General features: G+C 48.2%; 20 protein-coding genes. 5 read left to right on the top strand and 15 right to left on the bottom strand.

Translation table 11 applies throughout. From position 1 onward, the window contains the following. Positions 1-108: 108 nt before the first annotated feature. Positions 109-909, bottom strand: coding sequence for an LmeA family phospholipid-binding protein (locus NDA01_RS12290; protein WP_190432875.1), 801 nt, complete (start codon positions 907-909; stop codon positions 109-111). A gap of 339 nt (positions 910-1,248) precedes the next feature. Then, complete coding sequence (locus NDA01_RS12285) at positions 1,249-1,728, bottom strand: hypothetical protein (protein ID WP_190558924.1); 480 nt, start codon at positions 1,726-1,728, stop codon at positions 1,249-1,251. Positions 1,729-1,973: 245 nt separating this feature from the next. On the opposite strand from NDA01_RS12285, the gene NDA01_RS12280 reads away from it, so the two are divergent. Both NDA01_RS12280 and NDA01_RS12275 read left to right on the top strand, forming a co-directional pair. Next, positions 1,974-2,450: a globin family protein gene (locus NDA01_RS12280; RefSeq protein ID WP_242016817.1), complete on the top strand. Its 477-nt coding sequence runs from the start codon at positions 1,974-1,976 to the stop codon at positions 2,448-2,450. Positions 2,451-2,521: 71 nt separating this feature from the next. Further along, positions 2,522-3,238 (top strand): phycobilisome rod-core linker polypeptide, encoded by a 717-nt coding sequence (locus tag NDA01_RS12275; RefSeq protein ID WP_348228162.1) that lies wholly within the window; start codon positions 2,522-2,524, stop codon positions 3,236-3,238. Positions 3,239-3,242: 4 nt separating this feature from the next. Here the strand turns inward: NDA01_RS12275 and NDA01_RS12270 are convergent, their stop codons facing one another. The 3 genes from NDA01_RS12270 to NDA01_RS12260 form a co-directional block, all read right to left on the bottom strand. Beyond that, positions 3,243-3,665 (bottom strand): DUF1824 family protein, encoded by a 423-nt coding sequence (locus NDA01_RS12270; protein ID WP_348228161.1) that lies wholly within the window; start codon positions 3,663-3,665, stop codon positions 3,243-3,245. A gap of 78 nt (positions 3,666-3,743) precedes the next feature. Further along, on the bottom strand, positions 3,744-4,877 hold the full coding sequence (locus NDA01_RS12265; RefSeq protein ID WP_348228160.1) for a CIA30 family protein: 1,134 nt from the start codon (positions 4,875-4,877) through the stop codon (positions 3,744-3,746). Between the two features lie 203 nt (positions 4,878-5,080). Next, positions 5,081-5,506, bottom strand: coding sequence for a hypothetical protein (locus NDA01_RS12260; RefSeq protein WP_348228159.1), 426 nt, complete (start codon positions 5,504-5,506; stop codon positions 5,081-5,083). An 8-nt stretch (positions 5,507-5,514) separates the two neighbouring features. On the opposite strand from NDA01_RS12260, the gene NDA01_RS12255 reads away from it, so the two are divergent. Beyond that, the gene (locus NDA01_RS12255) at positions 5,515-6,414 is read left to right on the top strand and encodes an alpha/beta fold hydrolase (protein WP_348228158.1); all 900 of its coding nucleotides are present in this window, start codon (positions 5,515-5,517) and stop codon (positions 6,412-6,414) included. Between the two features lie 5 nt (positions 6,415-6,419). On the opposite strand, the gene NDA01_RS12250 is transcribed toward NDA01_RS12255, so the two are convergent. The 3 genes from NDA01_RS12250 to NDA01_RS12240 form a co-directional block, all read right to left on the bottom strand. After that, a complete protein-coding gene (locus tag NDA01_RS12250; protein ID WP_348228157.1) occupies positions 6,420-7,220 on the bottom strand; it encodes a DUF8692 domain-containing protein in 801 nt (266 codons plus the stop codon). Between the two features lie 445 nt (positions 7,221-7,665). Then, entirely contained in the window at positions 7,666-8,028 is a 363-nt protein-coding gene (locus tag NDA01_RS12245) for a lipocalin/fatty-acid binding family protein (protein WP_348228156.1), read from the bottom strand. 26 nt (positions 8,029-8,054) lie between these two features. After that, a complete protein-coding gene (locus NDA01_RS12240) occupies positions 8,055-9,428 on the bottom strand; it encodes a GH1 family beta-glucosidase (protein ID WP_348228155.1) in 1,374 nt (457 codons plus the stop codon). 303 nt (positions 9,429-9,731) lie between these two features. On the opposite strand from NDA01_RS12240, the gene NDA01_RS12235 reads away from it, so the two are divergent. Beyond that, positions 9,732-10,379, top strand: a complete 648-nt coding sequence (locus NDA01_RS12235; protein WP_431193389.1) for a YdcF family protein — start codon at positions 9,732-9,734, stop codon at positions 10,377-10,379. Here the strand turns inward: NDA01_RS12235 and NDA01_RS12230 are convergent. The 7 genes from NDA01_RS12230 to rpaB form a co-directional block, all read right to left on the bottom strand. After that, positions 10,363-10,698: a DUF2288 domain-containing protein gene (locus NDA01_RS12230; RefSeq protein WP_348228154.1), complete on the bottom strand. Its 336-nt coding sequence runs from the start codon at positions 10,696-10,698 to the stop codon at positions 10,363-10,365. The genes NDA01_RS12235 and NDA01_RS12230 overlap by 17 nt on opposite strands. Positions 10,699-10,722: 24 nt before the next feature. After that, positions 10,723-11,835, bottom strand: a complete 1,113-nt coding sequence (locus tag NDA01_RS12225; RefSeq protein ID WP_190432849.1) for an AI-2E family transporter — start codon at positions 11,833-11,835, stop codon at positions 10,723-10,725. A 142-nt stretch (positions 11,836-11,977) separates the two neighbouring features. Continuing rightward, positions 11,978-12,637: a lysophospholipid acyltransferase family protein gene (locus NDA01_RS12220; RefSeq protein ID WP_431193388.1), complete on the bottom strand. Its 660-nt coding sequence runs from the start codon at positions 12,635-12,637 to the stop codon at positions 11,978-11,980. Then, positions 12,638-13,519 (bottom strand): ACP S-malonyltransferase, encoded by an 882-nt coding sequence (gene fabD, locus NDA01_RS12215; RefSeq protein ID WP_348228153.1) that lies wholly within the window; start codon positions 13,517-13,519, stop codon positions 12,638-12,640. 41 nt (positions 13,520-13,560) lie between these two features. Beyond that, positions 13,561-14,553 (bottom strand): beta-ketoacyl-ACP synthase III, encoded by a 993-nt coding sequence (locus NDA01_RS12210; protein ID WP_348228152.1) that lies wholly within the window; start codon positions 14,551-14,553, stop codon positions 13,561-13,563. Positions 14,554-14,555: 2 nt separating this feature from the next. Next, complete coding sequence (gene plsX / locus NDA01_RS12205) at positions 14,556-15,590, bottom strand: phosphate acyltransferase PlsX (protein ID WP_190432843.1); 1,035 nt, start codon at positions 15,588-15,590, stop codon at positions 14,556-14,558. 320 nt (positions 15,591-15,910) lie between these two features. Further along, positions 15,911-16,642 (bottom strand): response regulator transcription factor RpaB, encoded by a 732-nt coding sequence (gene rpaB, locus NDA01_RS12200; RefSeq protein WP_190432840.1) that lies wholly within the window; start codon positions 16,640-16,642, stop codon positions 15,911-15,913. Positions 16,643-16,814: 172 nt separating this feature from the next. On the opposite strand from rpaB, the gene radA reads away from it, so the two are divergent. Continuing rightward, entirely contained in the window at positions 16,815-18,335 is a 1,521-nt protein-coding gene (radA, locus tag NDA01_RS12195) for a DNA repair protein RadA (protein WP_348228151.1), read from the top strand. The last annotated feature ends 34 nt before the right edge of the window (positions 18,336-18,369 follow it).

The following is an 18,369-nucleotide window of genomic DNA, read 5'->3' as shown; positions in this document are numbered from 1 at the left end:
GCCAAATCAGCTTCAAGAAGAGAAACAAGTTCACCTTGAACAGCTTACCAGTTCAGACTTGAGTTCGAGACGCGATCGCTCGCCTTTAGACTCCCAACTCAAAAGCCACTAACCGTTGCCTGGGAAGCGATCGATCTGAGCATAACCACTAAAAATCAGCTTTTTGCCTTGAGTCTCCAAACGATTGATCCGCATCATCACCCCATCTAAGTTGAAGCGATCGAGATCAACCATTTCATTCAAAACTTGAGCAAAAGCTTTAGTCAAAATTTCAGAGATAGCGCGTAAAGATTCATCCACCGCCTCTGGCTCAAACTGAGAATTTTGAAACAAAATCCGTCGCCGTCTTTCCACGTCAAGGGTTGCAGTCATACTAACTGGAACAGCATCACAGTTAGGTAAATCAGTTTTAGCCAAGATTTTGACTTGATTATCGGGCAGCAATTGTAGCTGCACTTCGCGAAATGAAACTGGCTCTCCCCCAGACAGGTTGGTTAGTTCCGGCATGGTGAGATTTTGCAGACGCTTTTGTACCAGCTCAGACTGAAACGCTTGGTTGATGCCGTCTTCGGTCAAGGTGACTTGAGCCACAGCTTGGGTTGACTGCTTTAAACGAATTTTGCCACCCAAAATTGACCCAAAATCAATTGAAACTGCATCCGTCTCAAATGACATTTCCTCGACCCAAAAATCCTTGCGGATGATGAGGCCACGACCGCTCATCTTGAAGCTGTCAATGCTGCCCTGGAGGAGTTTGCTGGAAGGGAAGCAACGGACAGCAACCTCCACTGATTCGCTCTGGGTAAACAGATGACGAATACTTTGGCTGGCAACCGTGTTGAGCATACGCTCACCAAAGTCGGTGCCTGAGCCGGGAGGAGTTGTCAAACCAGAAAGACCGCCAAACATGCAGGTTCTCAATTGAAACAGCTCTTCACCTTTTGTAACAAAATATGAAGAACACAGCAATCAATTTGTAACCTTGGGCTTAGTTAAAGATATTAACCCATAAGGCCCAAAGATGCGATCGCCGACTTGAAAATCCACAAGTAGGTTTACCTGAAAGGCTTACAAGTAAATGATCCCAAGCAACTTACAGCCTAGAAAAATACTTTTCTTTTAGGTGGTGACTAGATAAGTTTATCTAATTGCTAGCCCAGGATATTTCAATGCGTAGTGGCCTGTCAGAGATGCGGCCACGAACCCAAGCACTAAAACTTCTGAGCCAGCGTTAGGCCAATTTTAGGTCTAGAAAATTTCTTCTAGCCGCCGAACCCAGTAATTGAGCGAAGGGAGTGGGTCACGGTTATAGAACGAGGGTGAAACGCCAGCAAATACATAGTAGATTTCGCCTTCATCACTCACTTCAAACGTCGCATCAAACTCTCTAGCCCAGCCGTCTAAATGCCGACGAGCGATCGCAGGTTCCAAACGAGCTGCCGCTGAAAAATCTAACAAAGATAATCGGCCTTGCTTAATGTGCAAAGTTTGAAAAAATCGCTCTCGGATCAGCCGGCGTTTCGCCGACGCACCTAGAAACAGCAAGCCAGCGCCAATCAAGGCAGGTGCTAAGCCAAAGAAAACCAGCAACATAGAGAGCAGCGCTAGAATCCCCCCTGTAGCATGACTCGCAGCAATACCTAACAAGATGGCAGTAGAAACGGTGCCACCGCTAAAGAGCAATGCGATCCCTAGGGCCTTTCCAACTAAACTTAAAATCCAATTCATTGCTTTGGCTGACCTGTCTGTTGATGGTTGATTCCAAGCACTTACCTACCCCTAGGCTAACTTGTTCTTCAGTAAACCTGCATGGTCTCTTGATGCAGGCCAACCTCTCAACCCGCGATTCTTACACTATGTACAAGCGGCAAAAAGATTGTATTAAGAATCACTGCAATCTGTTGAGCTAGTTATTGTGTCAGGGCAGTCTGAAGAAGCAGTGCTTCTAAAGTGACCTAGTTCAGCGCCGAACCATGATGCATACTCTCAATCACACGCTTGAAAAAAATATTTTGGAAGCGGATGGTCGCTATCTCAGCTCTCGCGAGTTGGACCCGCTAGAACAATATCTTCAAAGTTACAAAGTCCGTTTAGAAACCTATCAGCAGTTGCGAGATCAAAGCGACAAGCTGGTTCTACAATCCCTACGTAAGTTAGCTCAAGCTTACCCAGAAATTATTCAGCAACATGGTCAGCGCTGTAAGTACGACATGACCGAGGTTTTGCGCTATATTGCTGTCTCAATTCTGCGAGACGATGAAGTTTTCTTTAAAGAACAAATGATGTCTTGGCTCGACACAATTTTGCTAGCCCACCGCAAAACTAGCCAATGCATGATCGCCTATCGCGCTTTACAAGAAGCCATTACTAGCGGTTTGTCTCCTGCTAGTGGTAGTTTGGTACGCCCCTACCTCGATATTGTGCTGCAATCACTTCAGTCCCACGCTTAACCACAAAGCTTTCCTAACTCCATATGCCCGATTCAGGTATTTCACCTCAATACCTTTACGGGAGACCCACAATGAACCAAGTTCAGCCAATTACTGTCAGCCGCCACTCTTCTCAAGAAGAGCGTCGCTTTGCTTTGACTCAAATTTATCGCCAAGTGCTAGAGCGACAGCCCTATGCCTACGAGCGTCAGAGTCTGGCTCAAATTGAGAAAAATTTCTTGAAAGATAAGATCGGAGTGAGACGGTTTCTCAAAGAATTAGGTCATTCAGAAGTTTTTCTGCAAGCTTTTTATCACCACGCTTCTAATCTCAAGTTCTTAGATTGGTGCTTCAAAAAGTTCATGGGCCGCGCTCCCATGAATCAAGAAGAAATCCAACTTTATTGCGATATTTTGATGAAGCAAGGAGTGGGTCAGTTCGTGACCACCATACTTGATTCAGAAGAGTATCGGAAAGCTTTTGGCTGCTTCACTGTGCCTTACCCACGGGAGCAGAAGTATTATGCGTCTCCCAAGGCATATTTAGAATCTCAATTGTTGAATCACGAGCATTTTGGTCAGCGGGGTTGGGGCGTTCCGACTCATTACTGGCATCAACTGGGGCTTAACTGTGATGGAGGGGTGTGTCGGCATCCTGAAGCTGATGAAGTCTTAGCTCCCCTTAGTTCTCAAGGTGAAGATGAAGAACTCTGGGATCTAGTGAAGTTGTTTGAATCTTCTGACCCTGGGCAGGTGGTAGCAGCGCTTTCAATGGAGCAGCGTCGGGCTTTGCGTAAAGCGATACTTTAGAAACTCACGAAGCTTCTAGGAATAAATCTAAGGGTAAGTGCCCATAGGTTTCATTGATGCCATTACTCAGAGCCGACTGGCAGGAAACCAAAACTCCGCGATGAGAGCCTGGGTAAGGGCTGGCATAGCATAAGCCTGTTTTAGAGTTGAATTTGATGTAAGTTGGCCCCTCGATCGAGTCCACTGTTACTTCGTCTGCGTTGTAGCCCAAGGCTGGCAAATAACTCTTGAGAGCAGCTAAACCCTGAGTCAGGTTATCAGCACAAATACCGACCATCTGATAGTCGCAAAGATTCGTCACGAATAGGAGCGCTTGCCGAACTAGAGCATTTGAGGGTAGGGACTCGGTAGCGCCTTGCTCGATACAAGTAAAGGCTTGAAGGATTTTGTGCGCTGCTTCAACTGTCAGCTCTGGCAGGGGTTGCATTAGGGTTCAGGATGCTTTAATCAACGGATTCTGATCCTTACCTTACCTGTTAGTGCGATCGCCCTCTCAATATCACCCTCAATTCACCGCTTTTTCAAAAGTACGATTGCAGGCTTCGGGTTGTGCTAAAACCTGTACGCACAACTCGGCAATATTTTTTGAGCTGACTGTCTCTAAAGAGCGATCGCCTGTTAATTCTGTTGATTGGTGGAGACGAATGATCGTGTGTGGAATCCCACTCGATCGCACCCGTTCTTCGTCCTCTGAAAACGAGGTTGAATCACTCTCTGATTGATCTGGCTGGGGAGAGGTAGCGACGCTAAACAAAACAAACTGAGGTAGGGTGGGTCCGCCGTAAGCTTTGACAGAGGCAATTTCGAGCTGAAAGGGGCCAGGAGTGAACTGAGGGTTCAGCGCTCCGTCGTACTCAAACTTGCTCAACATAAATTGGCAGGAACAGATCCGGTTGGGGTCGATCGGACCATCGTTGGGTACAGTTTTAGCCCGGAAGACAGGAACTAAAGCACTGAAAGGAATTTCAACGTCCATCCATTGATTAGAAACAGTATCAAAGGAATGGGAATAAGCCACACCATCCCATTTTTCCTCAGTTCGCAGCAGAAACTTATAGCGGTTGCCATCGCCCTTGACTCGTAGCTTGATGCCTTGGTAATTGCCTAGAGCGATCGCGGATGAGAAGTTACGAGTGCGGATGGAAGCAAATCCGCCAGAGTTAGCAGTTGAGACATTGCCCATAAATAAGGCACTGCTGTCGCTGAGGCGCACCTCGCTTTGGCTCACTCCGCCCATCACCACATCATCAACCGCGCCCCAAAGCTCTTTTAGATTCGCGGAGGGGTAGGTGAAATCAAAAAGGGTATTTTCTCCAGGCTGGCTCAGGACACGGGCAGCAGCTTGTGCCAAATTTTGTACATCGAAAAATGCGGTTGGGCTCTGGGCATTGATGCCAGCAGATAGTAGGGCAGTATCAGGACAATAAAGGATCGCGTCAATACTACCCAAAGTCTTCGAAGTTAGCGTGTCGGGTTGGGTGACGTCTGCCACGATCAAGTCTGCCTCCCCACCCAAAATTTCTTGCCCTTGCGATAAATTGGGTACGAGCGATCGCACTTGATACCCTTGCGCGAGTAACCGCTGAACGACTTGCTGCCCCAGAGCGCTGGTTGCGCCTGCTACTAAAACCACACCCATGCGCTTTGCTCCAGTTGGGGAATTGATCGGATGCTGAGTTTGCCCTTTGAACAGTCGTTGTAAGCAACTAAAAAGAGGAATGACATCAAAGTAGGCCAACGTTTTTAGAAATCGGCTTGCATCCCATGACGTGGAGTTTCTAGGGGCCATACTGCTTTTTCAACAATTCTCTCAAGTGTATGGAGCAATTTTGTCTCCACTCATTAAAGTAGCGAACAAACCTTATTCGCCAGATCTTCATTTTGGTAGGGTTGCTCGGTCCAATTAGCAGGTGAGCCGATTAGGTCACGGTACATGACCTCTGCTGTTTGGCAATTCACATTCAACTGCTTGAACTCAAAGACCCCGTTACACAGGGAACCGCCAACTTCTCCGCGCATTTGAAGAACTCTCACAGTCAGCAGGGGTGAGTTGTCTGATGCTTGAGACAGAGTGGCAGGATTGGCATAGTTGCTACAGCCGCTTCTTGTGTCTTCTAGCAATAAGCTGTAGCGCTCGGTAACAAAATCGTAGGTTTCTTGATCGGGCAAAGCAGCACGAACAGAAACAGTGCTGGTTAGAGAAAGCGCGATCGCCGTTATCAGAGTGAGAGTTTGTTTCATATCCTTAGGAGTGAAGGTACTAAGCATGACAAGATATGCTCCAGTTTCAACCTCCGGGTTTTCGGCAAAGTGTAGTTCAAACCTCTTTAGGTTCGATCGCCTACTACACTCAATCCCACAGGCCAGAATCTTGGTTTCCAGCCAATAGCGATGAGTTACCACCACTCGTTTTTTTACACAGCTTTGGAGGTGGAGCTTCCGCTTATGAGTGGTCTAAGGTTTATGCCGCTTTTGCTACTACTCACCGAATTATTGCGCCAGACTTAATAGGTTGGGGACAATCCGCCCATCCGGTGCGAGATTACCAAGTGGCTGATTATTTAACAACTTTAGGGGAGTTTCTGCAACAGGTATCTGAGCAACCTGTCTGTGTGGTGGCTGCTTCCCTTACAGGGGCGATCGCGATTCGCTTAGCCATTCAACAGCCCCATCTCTTGCGATCGCTCTTTCTGGTCTGCCCCGCTGGATTTGATGACTTTGGGCAGAGCGCAGGCCGTCGCCTCCCTCTGCAATTAATCCGCACGCCCCTACTGGATAGCCTCATTTACACAGTAGGAGCGACAAATGAAGTGGCAGTACGGAACTTTCTAGAGCGATTTCTTTTCGCTCGGCTAGAGCGGGTTTCTACAGAAATGGTGGCCGCTTACTTAGCTTCAGCTCAGCAACCCAATGCTGAATATGCAGCACTGGCTTTTTTACGCGGTGATCTCTATTTCGACTTAGGTCAATATTTAGGCCAGCTCACTGTACCAACTTGTATGGTGTGGGGGGAGCAAGCCCAATTTACAAGTGTTAGTCTAGGGCAGCGTTTAGCGCAACTGAACCCCAAAGCAGTGCAAGCTTTTCAAGTGATTTCAGACGCAGGCGTGTTGCCACAGTTGGAACAACCCGCAATTGTGATTGGGTTGCTATATCAATACCTACGAGGCCTCTAGCTTCTTTAAGCTCGTCCTCTATTCGGCATTGCTGCATCAACAACCAGATCAGACAAAACTGGATTTCTGTCAGCATCGATCCGGATGCGGACTTCCTGAATGCAATCCCCCAGGTAAGAGAGCAGTGTATAGATAAAAATTAGTACCCCCACCATCTCTAGAGCTTCTTCGCAGGTCATCATTAGCGTATAGACTCCTGCCTCCAGGCTAAGTCTTAAGCCTTGCGTCCCCCAAATGCGCGTCCCATACTGGTTGGCATAGGCCCCGTCTATCATTTCCATGCCTAAAGTACCAGCAACGTAGAGCGTGCCTGCGAGCAAAACCAGTCGCTTGGTGCGAGGAGGCAAATCGGTCAAAAACTTGAGATAGGCGATCGCGATAACGCCCACAAAAACGGCACCGGGAACGACCCAAGCAAAGTGTAGAACTCCACCACCATTGTTACCGAGCAAAGCTCTAAGCGGTTCAATGGTTTTTTCATGAATACTAGTCCATTCGTCAGCACCGAGGAAGAGAAAAATACAAGACAGAAATCCCCAATGCCAAACATAGCGATCGCGATTTTGACGCTTAACCCAAGTAATGAACGCTAGCAGAAAAGCGCAAATAAATAGCGTTGCCGCCGAATACAAACTAGGCAGATTTTTTTCTCGATCTAGATCAAAGATATGAGCCAACGACGTAATCCACTGGCGATCGCCACCCCATAGAACCTTGGAAAGTTGCCCTAACAGACTGAAGGAAAGCAAGCCTAGGACAACAAAAGCTAGAAATTTAACAACTTTTCTAGAGGAGATAGAAATCATGGTTGCTCGGTACCTTCGAAGCGTGGACTCAGCAAGTTAGCAGAAAAAGTTATCCACCCTAATGAGATAAGGACAAAACAGAGATATTTCTCCCACTTCAGATAGAGGCTAATGCAGGAAAAAACATGGTAGAAGAGCAACCTTTAATCAGAAATTCCAGCTTTAGAAACGGTTAAGCAAAGGTTAATTTTAATTTAATCTCTACTTAATTTGGCTTGACTTATTTAATCTCTGTTTAAACTAACGATGTATTTTTAGCGATATTTGATGAAGTTTGTGTAAAGCAAAAACTGCCAGAGGTTGAGAACCGAACTCAAGCTAGAACAAGCTTTAAAGCTTTCGCGAGCTAAATGTTACCAAGGCATGATTGGCAATCTCTGTACTATTACTGCCTTACTTGCTGCCAACGAACTCATCAAAGACTTAGGAGAAATAAGCTCAACCGTTAGCGCTCTGAATTCAATTGCTCTGCCAAAAGTTGATTTTGTTCTACAGTCAAAATCACTTTTTGGTAAAACTCATTTTTTAGGTCGAGAATTAAATAGTTTTTGTCATCTGTGACATACCAAAACTCCCGACCCTGATCTGTGTAATAAGTCCCAGCCTTAATTACACCTGGCACAAAAGTTCCAGGTAGCTTTACTTCTTTCCAGATGAGTGTTTTCCAATTACTCGAAGGCGCGGTTGTGGTAACTCGCTCGATGTGATCAAGAGGAATTTGCCAAGTGTAATTGAACTGCAAAGCCCAGAGTTTTTCCCAGAAGTTAAGTTCAATGCAAAGTCTGTTGCTGTTAATAGTCACATGCATTGAAGTTTTGCTTCCCTGGTTGAAGACTACACAACGCGGTTTTGCCGAATACACTCGCTATACCAATGGTAGCTAGCCTTAGGAATCCGGGCTTGGGTGGGGTAGTCGGTATAAACAATCCCGAAGCGGCGATCGTAGCCCCAAGCCCACTCAAAGTTATCCATGAACGTCCATAGAAAGTACCCTTCAAGTGGGTAGCCTTCACTAATCGCTCTCTGAGCCGACTTGAGGTGTTGCCGCAGATACATAATGCGATCGCTATCGATCACAGTGCCATCGGGTCGCAATTCGTCTTGAGCTGCACACCCATTCTCGGTAATAAAAACGGGCAAGTCAGGTCTGCCTAGAGTTTCGCTGAGGTGGCGAATGCTCCAATAAATACTTTCCGGTACGATATGTAGCCAAGGCATGTGCATCCGAGGATAACCAGCAGGGAATTCGAGAACTTCATACCCTTGTTGATTGTCAGACGCTTGGACGTAGCTACCGAAGTAGATATTGAGGCCGATCGCATCTAAAGGTTGGTGAATATTTTCCAGATCGCCATCTTGAATATCTGGAGCATCAGCACCGAGTTTTTCCAATAAATCTGGGTTGTACGCTCCAGTTAAAACTGGAAAAATAATTCCACCGTTGGACAGGAGAGAGCCAAATGCTTTTTGGGCAGCAGCAATGTGCTCTGGCGACTCGATTAAGGGAACGGTGGTTGTGAAGTTGTCCACCAAAGCCACGGAGCAAGGCCCAGGAGAAGCTGCCCGAATCGCTTGACAACCCAACCCATGAGCCAATATGGCATGGTGAGAGGTTTGCCAAACTTCTTTTAGCGTTTTGACGGTCGTTCCTGGGGCATGAACTGGGATTTGGTTAACTGCGTAGCCCATGTGGGTAAAGCAAGAAATCTCGTTGATCGTCATCCAGTGGGTAATGCGATCGCCTAAACGACTGACTACTACGCTCACATAGTCAGCATAGGCGTGGGCCATTTCTCGGCTTTGCCAAGATCCAAAGCGGTCTTCTAAAGCTTGGGGGCTATCCCAATGAAACAGGGTGGCGTGAGGTGTGATGCCATGTTCCTGGAGACAATCAACTAAACGCTTGTAAAAATCGATGCCTGCTTCGTTCACGGGACCTATACCAGTCGGCACAATCCGAGGCCAAGCGATGCTGAAGCGGTAATGCTTAATTCCCAATTGGGCCATTAAGGCAATATCTTCTTTGTAACGATGGTAATGCTCACAGGCACTTTCGCCTGTATCTCGGTTTAGAACACGTCCCGGAGTCGCACTGAAGGTATCCCAAACACTGGGTTTTCGGCCATCTTCTGCAACTGCCCCCTCAATTTGGTAAGAGGCAGTGGCTACGCCCCAAGTAAAATCATCTGGGAATGAGTAGCTGGCCATAGAACCTCCAATGCGGCTAAATTCCTGCCACTGAATCTGTCGGGTACTGTCTCTTCAGGGTACTAATCTCAGTCAGCGATCGCCCATGAAATTGAACTCCTTTTCCTGAGCATTCGCTAATTGGGGTGAACCATGCTAAGGAGTGGTGCGTCAGAGTTGGCAGAAAGCATAGAATTTCACCATAAAAGAGCGATTCTCCACAAGTTTGCTTAAATTTGAGGGTACTCTTTTACTGGGGAATCACTCGCTGTCGTGCTAGGAACGACCTAGGGGCTCCAGGTTACACTATTTACGATTTTAAGTATGCAGTCGAGGGAAGCTATCTATCCTAGAGCACAGCAAGGCAAACGCTCAAAAAAGTCTCAGTCTCGCCGCAAGTCATTTCCGTGGTTGATGCTGTTACTTCCTGCTGTCTTGTGGTTAGGGTACCGAGAAATTAGAAGTTACTTCCGGCAGCCCCAAGCGGTGCTAGTCCTAGGTGGTGCTCCGGAGCGGGAAGTATTTGCGGCTGAATTTGCGCGGGAACATCCTCAAATATCAGTCTGGATTTCAAGTGGCAGCAATCCAGAATATACAGAGTGGGCCTTTGCTGAGGCAGGAATTGCACCCAATCGCGTAATTATCGATCGCGAAGCCGTTGATACTGTCACCAACTTCACAACCTTGGTCGATAAATTCAAGGCGGAAGGGATTGACAGCGTTTACCTGATTACCTCTGACTACCATATGCGCCGAGCCCAAGTGATTGGTGAAATTGTTTTAGGTAGTCGGGGAATTGATTTTAAGCCGGTATCTGTCCCCTCTGGGCGATCGCCAGAATCGTTGGAAAAAGCTGTGCGGGATGGAGCTAGAGCCATACTTTGGGTTGCGACAGGTCGGACAGGCTCGCGTCTCAGCCAGCTCCTCAATACATCTGAGGCCCCTGAGCCAGCGATTAATAACTTCCCTTAACCTCAGGAGTATCAGAAGGGATAGATAGCTCTTGAACTAAAACATAGGGCCGCACAATCAAGGCGCTAAAGCGTTTCTCCTGGTCGCTGTTCCAGTCAGATAATTGAGTTGCAGTTGGTTTAGCCAATAAGTTCTGCTGAATCCAGCTCTGCACTTCGGCTACATTATCACTGGCGATCGCCACTCCTACATCTAACAAGCTCAATCCTGGAGCCACAACCAGCAGCACATCTCGCTGAGCATGAGGCATCAACCAATTCCACTCTGCCTCATCCAGCATCTCTGCTAAATCTGCTCTAACACTGTCCAAACCTGACATTGACCACGACCTCTTAAACTCGGCTCATTTTAGCGTGTCTTCTTGTAACGTGTCTTCTTGGAGCACTTGCTCCTGTAACACTTTTTCAGCGGGTTCCGCTTTCATTTCATCAATTTCAAATAAGCTCACTAAGACAGCAGCAATAGGAATCGCCAAAAAAATTCCTAACAGACCTGCCACTCTTGCTCCTACGAGCAATGCAAAAAAGACGATCACAGGATTGATATTGAGTGACTCTTGCATCACTCGTGGGGCAATAAAGTTATCTTGAACTTGTTGCAAAACAACTGAAGCCACTAAGACTTGTAGCGCCAACCAGGCACTCTGAGACAAAACAATTAGCGAAACCAACGCCACGCCTAAGGTCGCTCCGATCCCCGGAATCGTATCCAGAATCCCGACCATCATGGCTAAAAGCAAAGCAAACGGAACCTGTAAAATTAAAAACACTAAAAAGCTAGTGGTGGTCAGAAATACAGTGAGCAAAAACTGCCCACGAAAAAAACCTAAGAACTTACGTTGCACAACTAGCGTGAACCGAGAGCGCAGATGAACAGGCACCAGTTTCATTAACAATTGCCAAAGCCGTCTGCCATCTAGCAACATGAAAAAGGCAACGACTGTAATTAGGATGAAATTAATAAAATTAGAAAAAAATACGCCTAATGCCGCCAGTCCCAAACCAATACTTGTTCCAACTTCCGACAAGAACTGGGTTTGAAACTGTCTTTGAATCTCATTGAGCTGAATTGGAATATTGCGATCGCGTAGAAACCGTTCAATGCGTTCAGTCAAGGGAATTAAAGAGTTGAGGACTTCCGAAATTCTGTCAACTAACTCTTGAGCCTGAGACGCTAAAGTAAAACCTACCGTTACTGCCAGCCCACTAAACAGAACCAAACTAGAAATAAACACTAAACCAATAGCTAAACCGCGCGGCAAAAACCGTTGTAACCACCGCACTGGATAGTTAAGTAACAATGCCAAAACTGCTGCTAGGGTAAATGTGACAATTACAGTCTCGAAATACGCTAGTAGCTGTACCAAAGCCCAGCCAGATGCAAATAGTAATAAAAAGCGAACGAGTGCCACATTATTCAGTCGGTCCCAGAAATCTCTGGCAGGTCGTTCATTCATATTTACAACAGGCAACAAGCCAAGAGTTTGTGATAGGTGTTATTCGGTGAGGAAGCTTAGAACCATGCCTATTTTCATGGTGTCCTTAGCTACTCGCAAACTCTCTTTGGTGGTAGTTCGTTGCTCTAAAGGGTATTGGGATTTATCGCCCTAAATCGTGCATGGCATGAATCACCTCAACACATTGCTGAGTCACAGCTTCTAGTTCTTCTCGCTCTGTCGATCGCGGCGGTGGAATTGGCTGTCCAATCCGAATTGTCAACGGTACAGGTCGAGGTGTTGCTGAGCCTTTACGGATAATGGCTTGTGTACCCCATAAGCTTACAGGCAGTAATGGAGCTTGAGTTTTAGCCGCAATCAACGCTGCTCCCAGTTTAGGACTAGGGATACGACCGTCCACGGTGCGCGTGCCTTGCAGAAAAATACCTGCGGCCCAGCCCTGATCTAAAGCAGCCATAGCCTCCCGAATGGCACTCCGATCTGCTGAGCCTCGCTTGACTGGGTAAGCTCCGTAGAGCCGAATCGCTTGCTTGAGCACGGGCACCTGAAATAGTTCCTCTTTTGCCATGTAAGCCACGGGTCGGCGGACACAGCAAGACACAATGGGCGGGTCGAAGTCGCTAGCATGATTGCTGACGATCACGAGTGGCCCTTGGTGGGGTACATGCTCTGCCCCATAAATTCGTCCGCGGAAATAGCTATGCAGCATAGGGCTGACCACCGACCACTTGAATAGGTGGTAGAGGAAGAGGCTAATTCGAGGTTCGCGGCTTTTGCCCATCAGTGTTGGTTTGCTACTCACTTAGCTGGGGAGATCAGCAGCAGTGCTGACGTTCTCTAGGGCTAAATCAGGAGCGGTGCGTTTAATTAAACCAGTTAGGACTTTACCGGGTCCGATTTCTACAACTCGGCCAATTCCTTCTTCTGGTAAACGCAGAGAAATTTCTCGCCAACGTACCGATCCGGTCATTTGTCGCACTAAGCGCTGCTTGAGTTCAGTAGCCGCGATCGCTGGGGTAGGTTCTACATTCGACAAGACTGGGATCTGAGCATCAGCAAAACTCACAGTTTCTAAGACTTGCTGGAATTCTGCCGCCGCCTCTGCCATCAAGGGCGAGTGAAATGCGCCTGACACATTGAGGCGAACCATGCGTTTCGCTTTAATTTGAGATAGAACGGCTTCAACCCCAGCTGGAGTGCCAGAAATCACGACTTGGCCTGCATTGTTGTCATTGGCTAAGACCACATCAGCAGTTTGCGCAATTTGATGTTCTAATTGCTCGCGATCGAAGCCGATCACAGCCGCCATCATGCCATCAGAGGCACTATCCATCAGTTCGGCTCGACGCTTCACCAAGCGCAGTCCAGACTCAAAATCAAAAGCTTTAGCTGCGTAAAGTGCGACATACTCGCCTAAGCTATGCCCTGCCACCAAATCAGCTTGTTGACCTCTCGCTTGCATCAAGTCAACTAAAATGCTTTCCACAACATAAAGACAAGGCTGGGTATAGAGGGTGCGCGATAGCTTGTCTTCTTCACTTTGACAGACTGCCGAAACCGACCAACCCAAGATCTGTTCTGCTTGCTCAAACTTGGTTTTTGCTTCGGGTAGCTCTAGCAGATCTACCCCCATCCCAATTGCCTGAGACCCCTGTCCAGGAAACACCCATGCCGTCTTTGTCATGTCTAGTTGATATCAGCGGATCAAGATTCAAACTTTATCACTTATCGGCTCCACTGGAAAATTGCCGCTCCCCAGGTCAGCCCAGCCCCAAAGCCAGAAGCTGCAATTACGTCTCCAGGTTTAATTTGACCTTGCCGCACTACTTCATCTAGGGCAATGGGAATAGAAGCAGCAGAAGTATTCCCGTACCGAGCCAAGTTGCTAATCACTTTCTCAGCAGGCACCTTTAGCCGTTGGGACACGGCATCGAGAATGCGTTGATTCGCCTGATGCAATAGCAACCAGTCAATTCGATCAACGCTGAGTTCTGCTCGGTAGAGGGCTTTTTCGATGACTTCTGGAACTCGCTTGACCGCAAAGCGGTACACTTCCTGCCCGTTCATGGTCACGGGTTGATAGGAGCCTAGACCCACTGTCACCCCAGGCAGGAGTTCTTGAGGCCGAGGTTGGTAACTCAAATTGAGTGAACTATTCTGGGTGCCATCGCTGCAAATTTCAAATCCCAGCAGGCGATCGCTCTCATTGGCTTGGATGACTACCGCACCTGCGCCATCCCCAAACAGCACACAAGTGCGGCGATCGGACCAATCGACCCAGCGGGACAACATATCTGCCCCAATCAACAAGACGTTTTTGTAAACGCCAGTACGAATAAATTGGGCCGCAGTCACCAAGCCAAACACGAAACCAGAGCAAGCCGCAGTCAAATCAAAAGCGACTGCTTTGGTAGCGCCCAGTTCCGCTTGAATTTTGCTAGCGGTGCCAAATAAGTCGTCTGGAGTCGAAGTCGCCAGAATGATCAGGTCGAGGTCAGCCGTTGTAATTCCTGCCATGGCGATCGCGTTTTGAGCCGCCTCAGTCGCGATCGCAGCCAGAGAAACTTGGGGGCTAGCCAGTTTTCGTTCCCGAATTCCCGTCCGAGTGGCAATCCACTCATCTGAGGTTTCTACGACCTGGCTCAACCCTGCATTATCTAAAACAGTTTTGGGAGCAGCTGACCCACTCCCAGTAATCGCAATTCCAGATGGCAACACGACTACTCTCCCTCACTTGCAGGGGCAGTCTTTCTTCCATAACACGACTGAATCCGATCTAAAACTTGATGATCAACAGCTTCCTTCGCTAGTCGCACCGCATTAAAGATAGAAGGCGCTTGAGAGCTACCATGACTGATAATGCAAACACCATCTACACCCAGAAGCAGACCGCCCCCATGCTCTGCGTGGTCCATCCGCTGCTTAATGCGCTTAAGATTCGGCTTTAATAGCGTGACACCCAACTTGCCATTCAGACCTTGCGGCAATTCCTCTCGCAGAATTTGCAAAGCAACTTCACCCACTGCCTCAGCAAATTTCAGCAGAATGTTACCGACAAAGCCATCGCAGACGATCACATCAAACTGACCTGATAGAACATCGCGGCCCTCAGCATTGCCGACAAAGGGAATTTTGGGGTTGTCTTGCAACATTTGATGGGTGCGAACAGCTTGGTCATTGCCCTTGCAAGGTTCTTCACCAATATTGAGCAAGCCAACTTTGGGAGTTGAAACACCCAGAACATACTGGCTGTAGATAGTGCCCATCTGGGCAAACTGCTCTAAAAACTTCGGGCGACAGTCGACATTGGCACCAACATCTAGAATCAGCACTGGTTTTCCAGCCACTAGGGTTGGCAACACAGCTCCGATCGCAGGTCGATCAATGCCACGCAACCGCCCCAAGCGCAGTAATGCTGCCGCCATTGCTGCCCCTGAGTGCCCCGCAGAAACCACTGCGTCAGCTCGCTTCTGCTTAACCAAATCCATTGCCACATTAATAGATGCCTTAGGCTTCCGCTTTAGGGCACCCAATGGCTCCTCATTCATCTCGATTGTGCCTTCGGATGGAATGATTTCCAGATGAGCAGAGCTATTATGTTGCTTGAGGTAAGCCTGAATTTGGTCAGGGTCACCTACTAGCAAAGCTTCAATACCGAGTTCTTCTTGCGCTCGCAGCGCTCCAGCGACTATTTCAGCAGGGGCGTGGTCCCCGCCCATAGCATCGATTGCGATCCGTGCCCGAGTTGGTCCCATTGATCAAAGTTATAGAAACCTTACAAATTTTATCAGATGGCTTCTACGCCATCTTCAATTACTAACAGTCTACTCAGTCACTTCAACAAATTTTGCGGAAGTGCAAAGATTCGCCAAAATTATGCCACTCAAGCTGTAGCTGTCAAGGCTGAGCGATCGCGTCTACTGCTTTACCAGGCGGCTAAGCCCTTGCTTGGAGCCTAGCCGAAAAGTAGTTGGTACGCATCCAACCAGCCACAGTGAGTCAAACCGATGCAGCAGGAAAGAGTAGAAAAGTAAGCGGGCGTAGTTAGATCTGATCAACAGCGATGAACTGAGCCTTACTCATCTGCACCAGGCTCAACAATCCGCTGGAATAGATAGCCAGTGCCGCGTGCAGTCAGGATCAATTCAGGATTGCTGGGATCATCTTCCAACTTGGCCCGCAGGCGAGAAATGTGAACATCTACAACCCTGGTATCTACGTGGCGCTCAGGTGTGTAGCCCCAAACTTCCTGCAAAATTTCTGAACGAGAGAAGGGTTCTCCAGAACGACTCACCAGTAGTTCTAAAAGACTGAATTCCATCCCAGTCAGCCGAATCCGCTCGTCACCTTTGTAAACTTGGCGCTTGTTGGTATCGATGCGCAGAGCATTGACGTGGATCACGCCAGAGCTAGGAATCCCTGAAGTGCCCGTCTTCTCTACCCGACGCAGCACCGAGCGGATTCGAGCTTCTAACTCTTTGGGTGAAAAGGGCTTCACCACATAATCATCCGCACCCAGCTCTAGCCCAGTAATGCGATCGGCGACATCACCTAAGGCTGTTAGCATAATGATCGGCACATCGGACTCCTTACGAAGCTCCTGACATACACCGTAGCCATCTAGCTTCGGCATCATTACATCTAAAACAACCAGATCAGGTGAAGCATTGCGAAATGTGTCTAAAGCTTCTTCACCATCAGCAGCGGTGACGACATCATAGCCAATCATCGAAAGCCGAGTTTCTAAGATGCGGCGGATACTGGCTTCGTCATCAACTACTAGTATCTTTTCTTTGTGATTTTCCAACTTATCCAACGCTCCTGTAAGTAGGATTTCTGATAGTTAATTTTTAGTACTTTATCATTAAGATAGTACCCTATTTAGACGGTTGAATGCCGCTGAAACTCTCATCATTATTGCCTTTCGGTTTTTCTTAACAATTAATCCGTCTTTGAGAGTATTTAAGAATAGTTAAGTAATGCCCAAAACTCGATCCCACTATGTTTGCAACCAATGTGCTGCCGAATCCCCGCAGTATTTTGGGAAGTGCCCATCGTGTCATGCTTGGAACTCTTTAGAAGAGCAGGTCGTTAAATCTAACCCTGCTGCTGCCACTCCGATTGGTTTGACTGCTACCGCTCGCCTCAATGGTAAAAAACGTGCCTCTTCAACTACATCTGTGCAGGCTCGCTCATCCCTCACCTTTGAGCAAATTTCTGATCATCCGCAAGCGCGTGTTTCTTCTGGCTATACAGAGTTAGATCGCGTGTTAGGGGGCGGGATTGTACCTGGTTCTTTGGTCTTAATTGGCGGAGATCCAGGGATTGGTAAATCCACCTTGTTACTACAGGTCGCTAATCAGCTCGGTTCTCAGCATCGAGTGCTCTATGTTTGTGCAGAGGAGTCTGGGCAGCAAGTGAAGCTGCGATCGCACCGATTAGGCATTGGCAAGCAGCCCCCTGTGCAGTTGCAGCAACGTTCAGCGGAAGAAGCTGCCGCAGCGACGGGAGATCCGGGGCCAAACTTATATGTTTTGCCAGAAACAGATCTAGAAACCGTTCTGGCAGAGTTGGAATCCTTAAAACCGACAGTGGCAGTGATTGATAGCATTCAAGCGCTCTACTATTCAGCTCTAGGCTCTGCTCCGGGGTCCGTATCGCAAGTGCGCGAATGCACCTCAGCTTTGATGCATGTGGCTAAGCGCGAGCACATTACGCTGTTTATTGTGGGGCACGTCACGAAAGAGGGGGCGATCGCGGGGCCTAAGGTATTGGAGCACTTAGTTGATACGGTGCTGTATTTTGAGGGCGATCGCTTTGCTAGCCACCGCCTATTGCGCTCGGTAAAAAACCGCTTTGGGGCAACTCATGAGCTAGGTGTCTTTGAAATGGCCGATCGGGGATTAGCAGAAGTTTCCAATCCATCCGAGCTGTTTTTAGGCAATCGAGAAGAGGTTGCGCCTGGCACCGCTACGATTGTGGCTTGCGAAGGCACCCGCCCCATCGTCGTAGAACTCCAAGCGTTGGTTAGTCCCACCAGCTATAGCTCTCCTCGCCGCTCCACCACAGGCATTGAGTACAACCGCTTGTTGCAAATTTTGGCAGTTTTAGAGAAGCGAGTTGGCATTCCCCTCTCTAAACTAGATGCATACGTCGCTTCGTCGGGTGGCCTCAATGTCGGCGAGCCTGCGGCTGATTTGGGTGTAGCTGTTGCCGTCGCTGCCAGTTTCCGCGATCGCGTCGTCGATGCCAAAACTGTCTTAATTGGGGAAGTAGGCTTAGGCGGGCAAATTCGCCCAGTCTCGCAGATTGAGCTGCGCCTGAAGGAAGCCGCCAAACTGGGATTCAAACGCGCCATCATTCCTAAAGGGCAAACCGTTCCTGATATTGATCTAGAAATTATTCCAGTGGCCAAAGTGTTAGATGCGATGATCGCCGCCTTACCAGGCCAACCCCGACATACTGTAGAGGCAGTCCCGGATGCAGTCGAAGCCTCGTAGACCGCGGTAGCACCGCTACAATGGCTCTAACGTC

The organism is Trichocoleus desertorum AS-A10 (assembly GCF_039962155.1).
GTDB lineage: Bacteria > Cyanobacteriota > Cyanobacteriia > FACHB-46 > FACHB-46 > Trichocoleus.
This window is presented reverse-complemented; position numbering and strand designations above follow the sequence as displayed.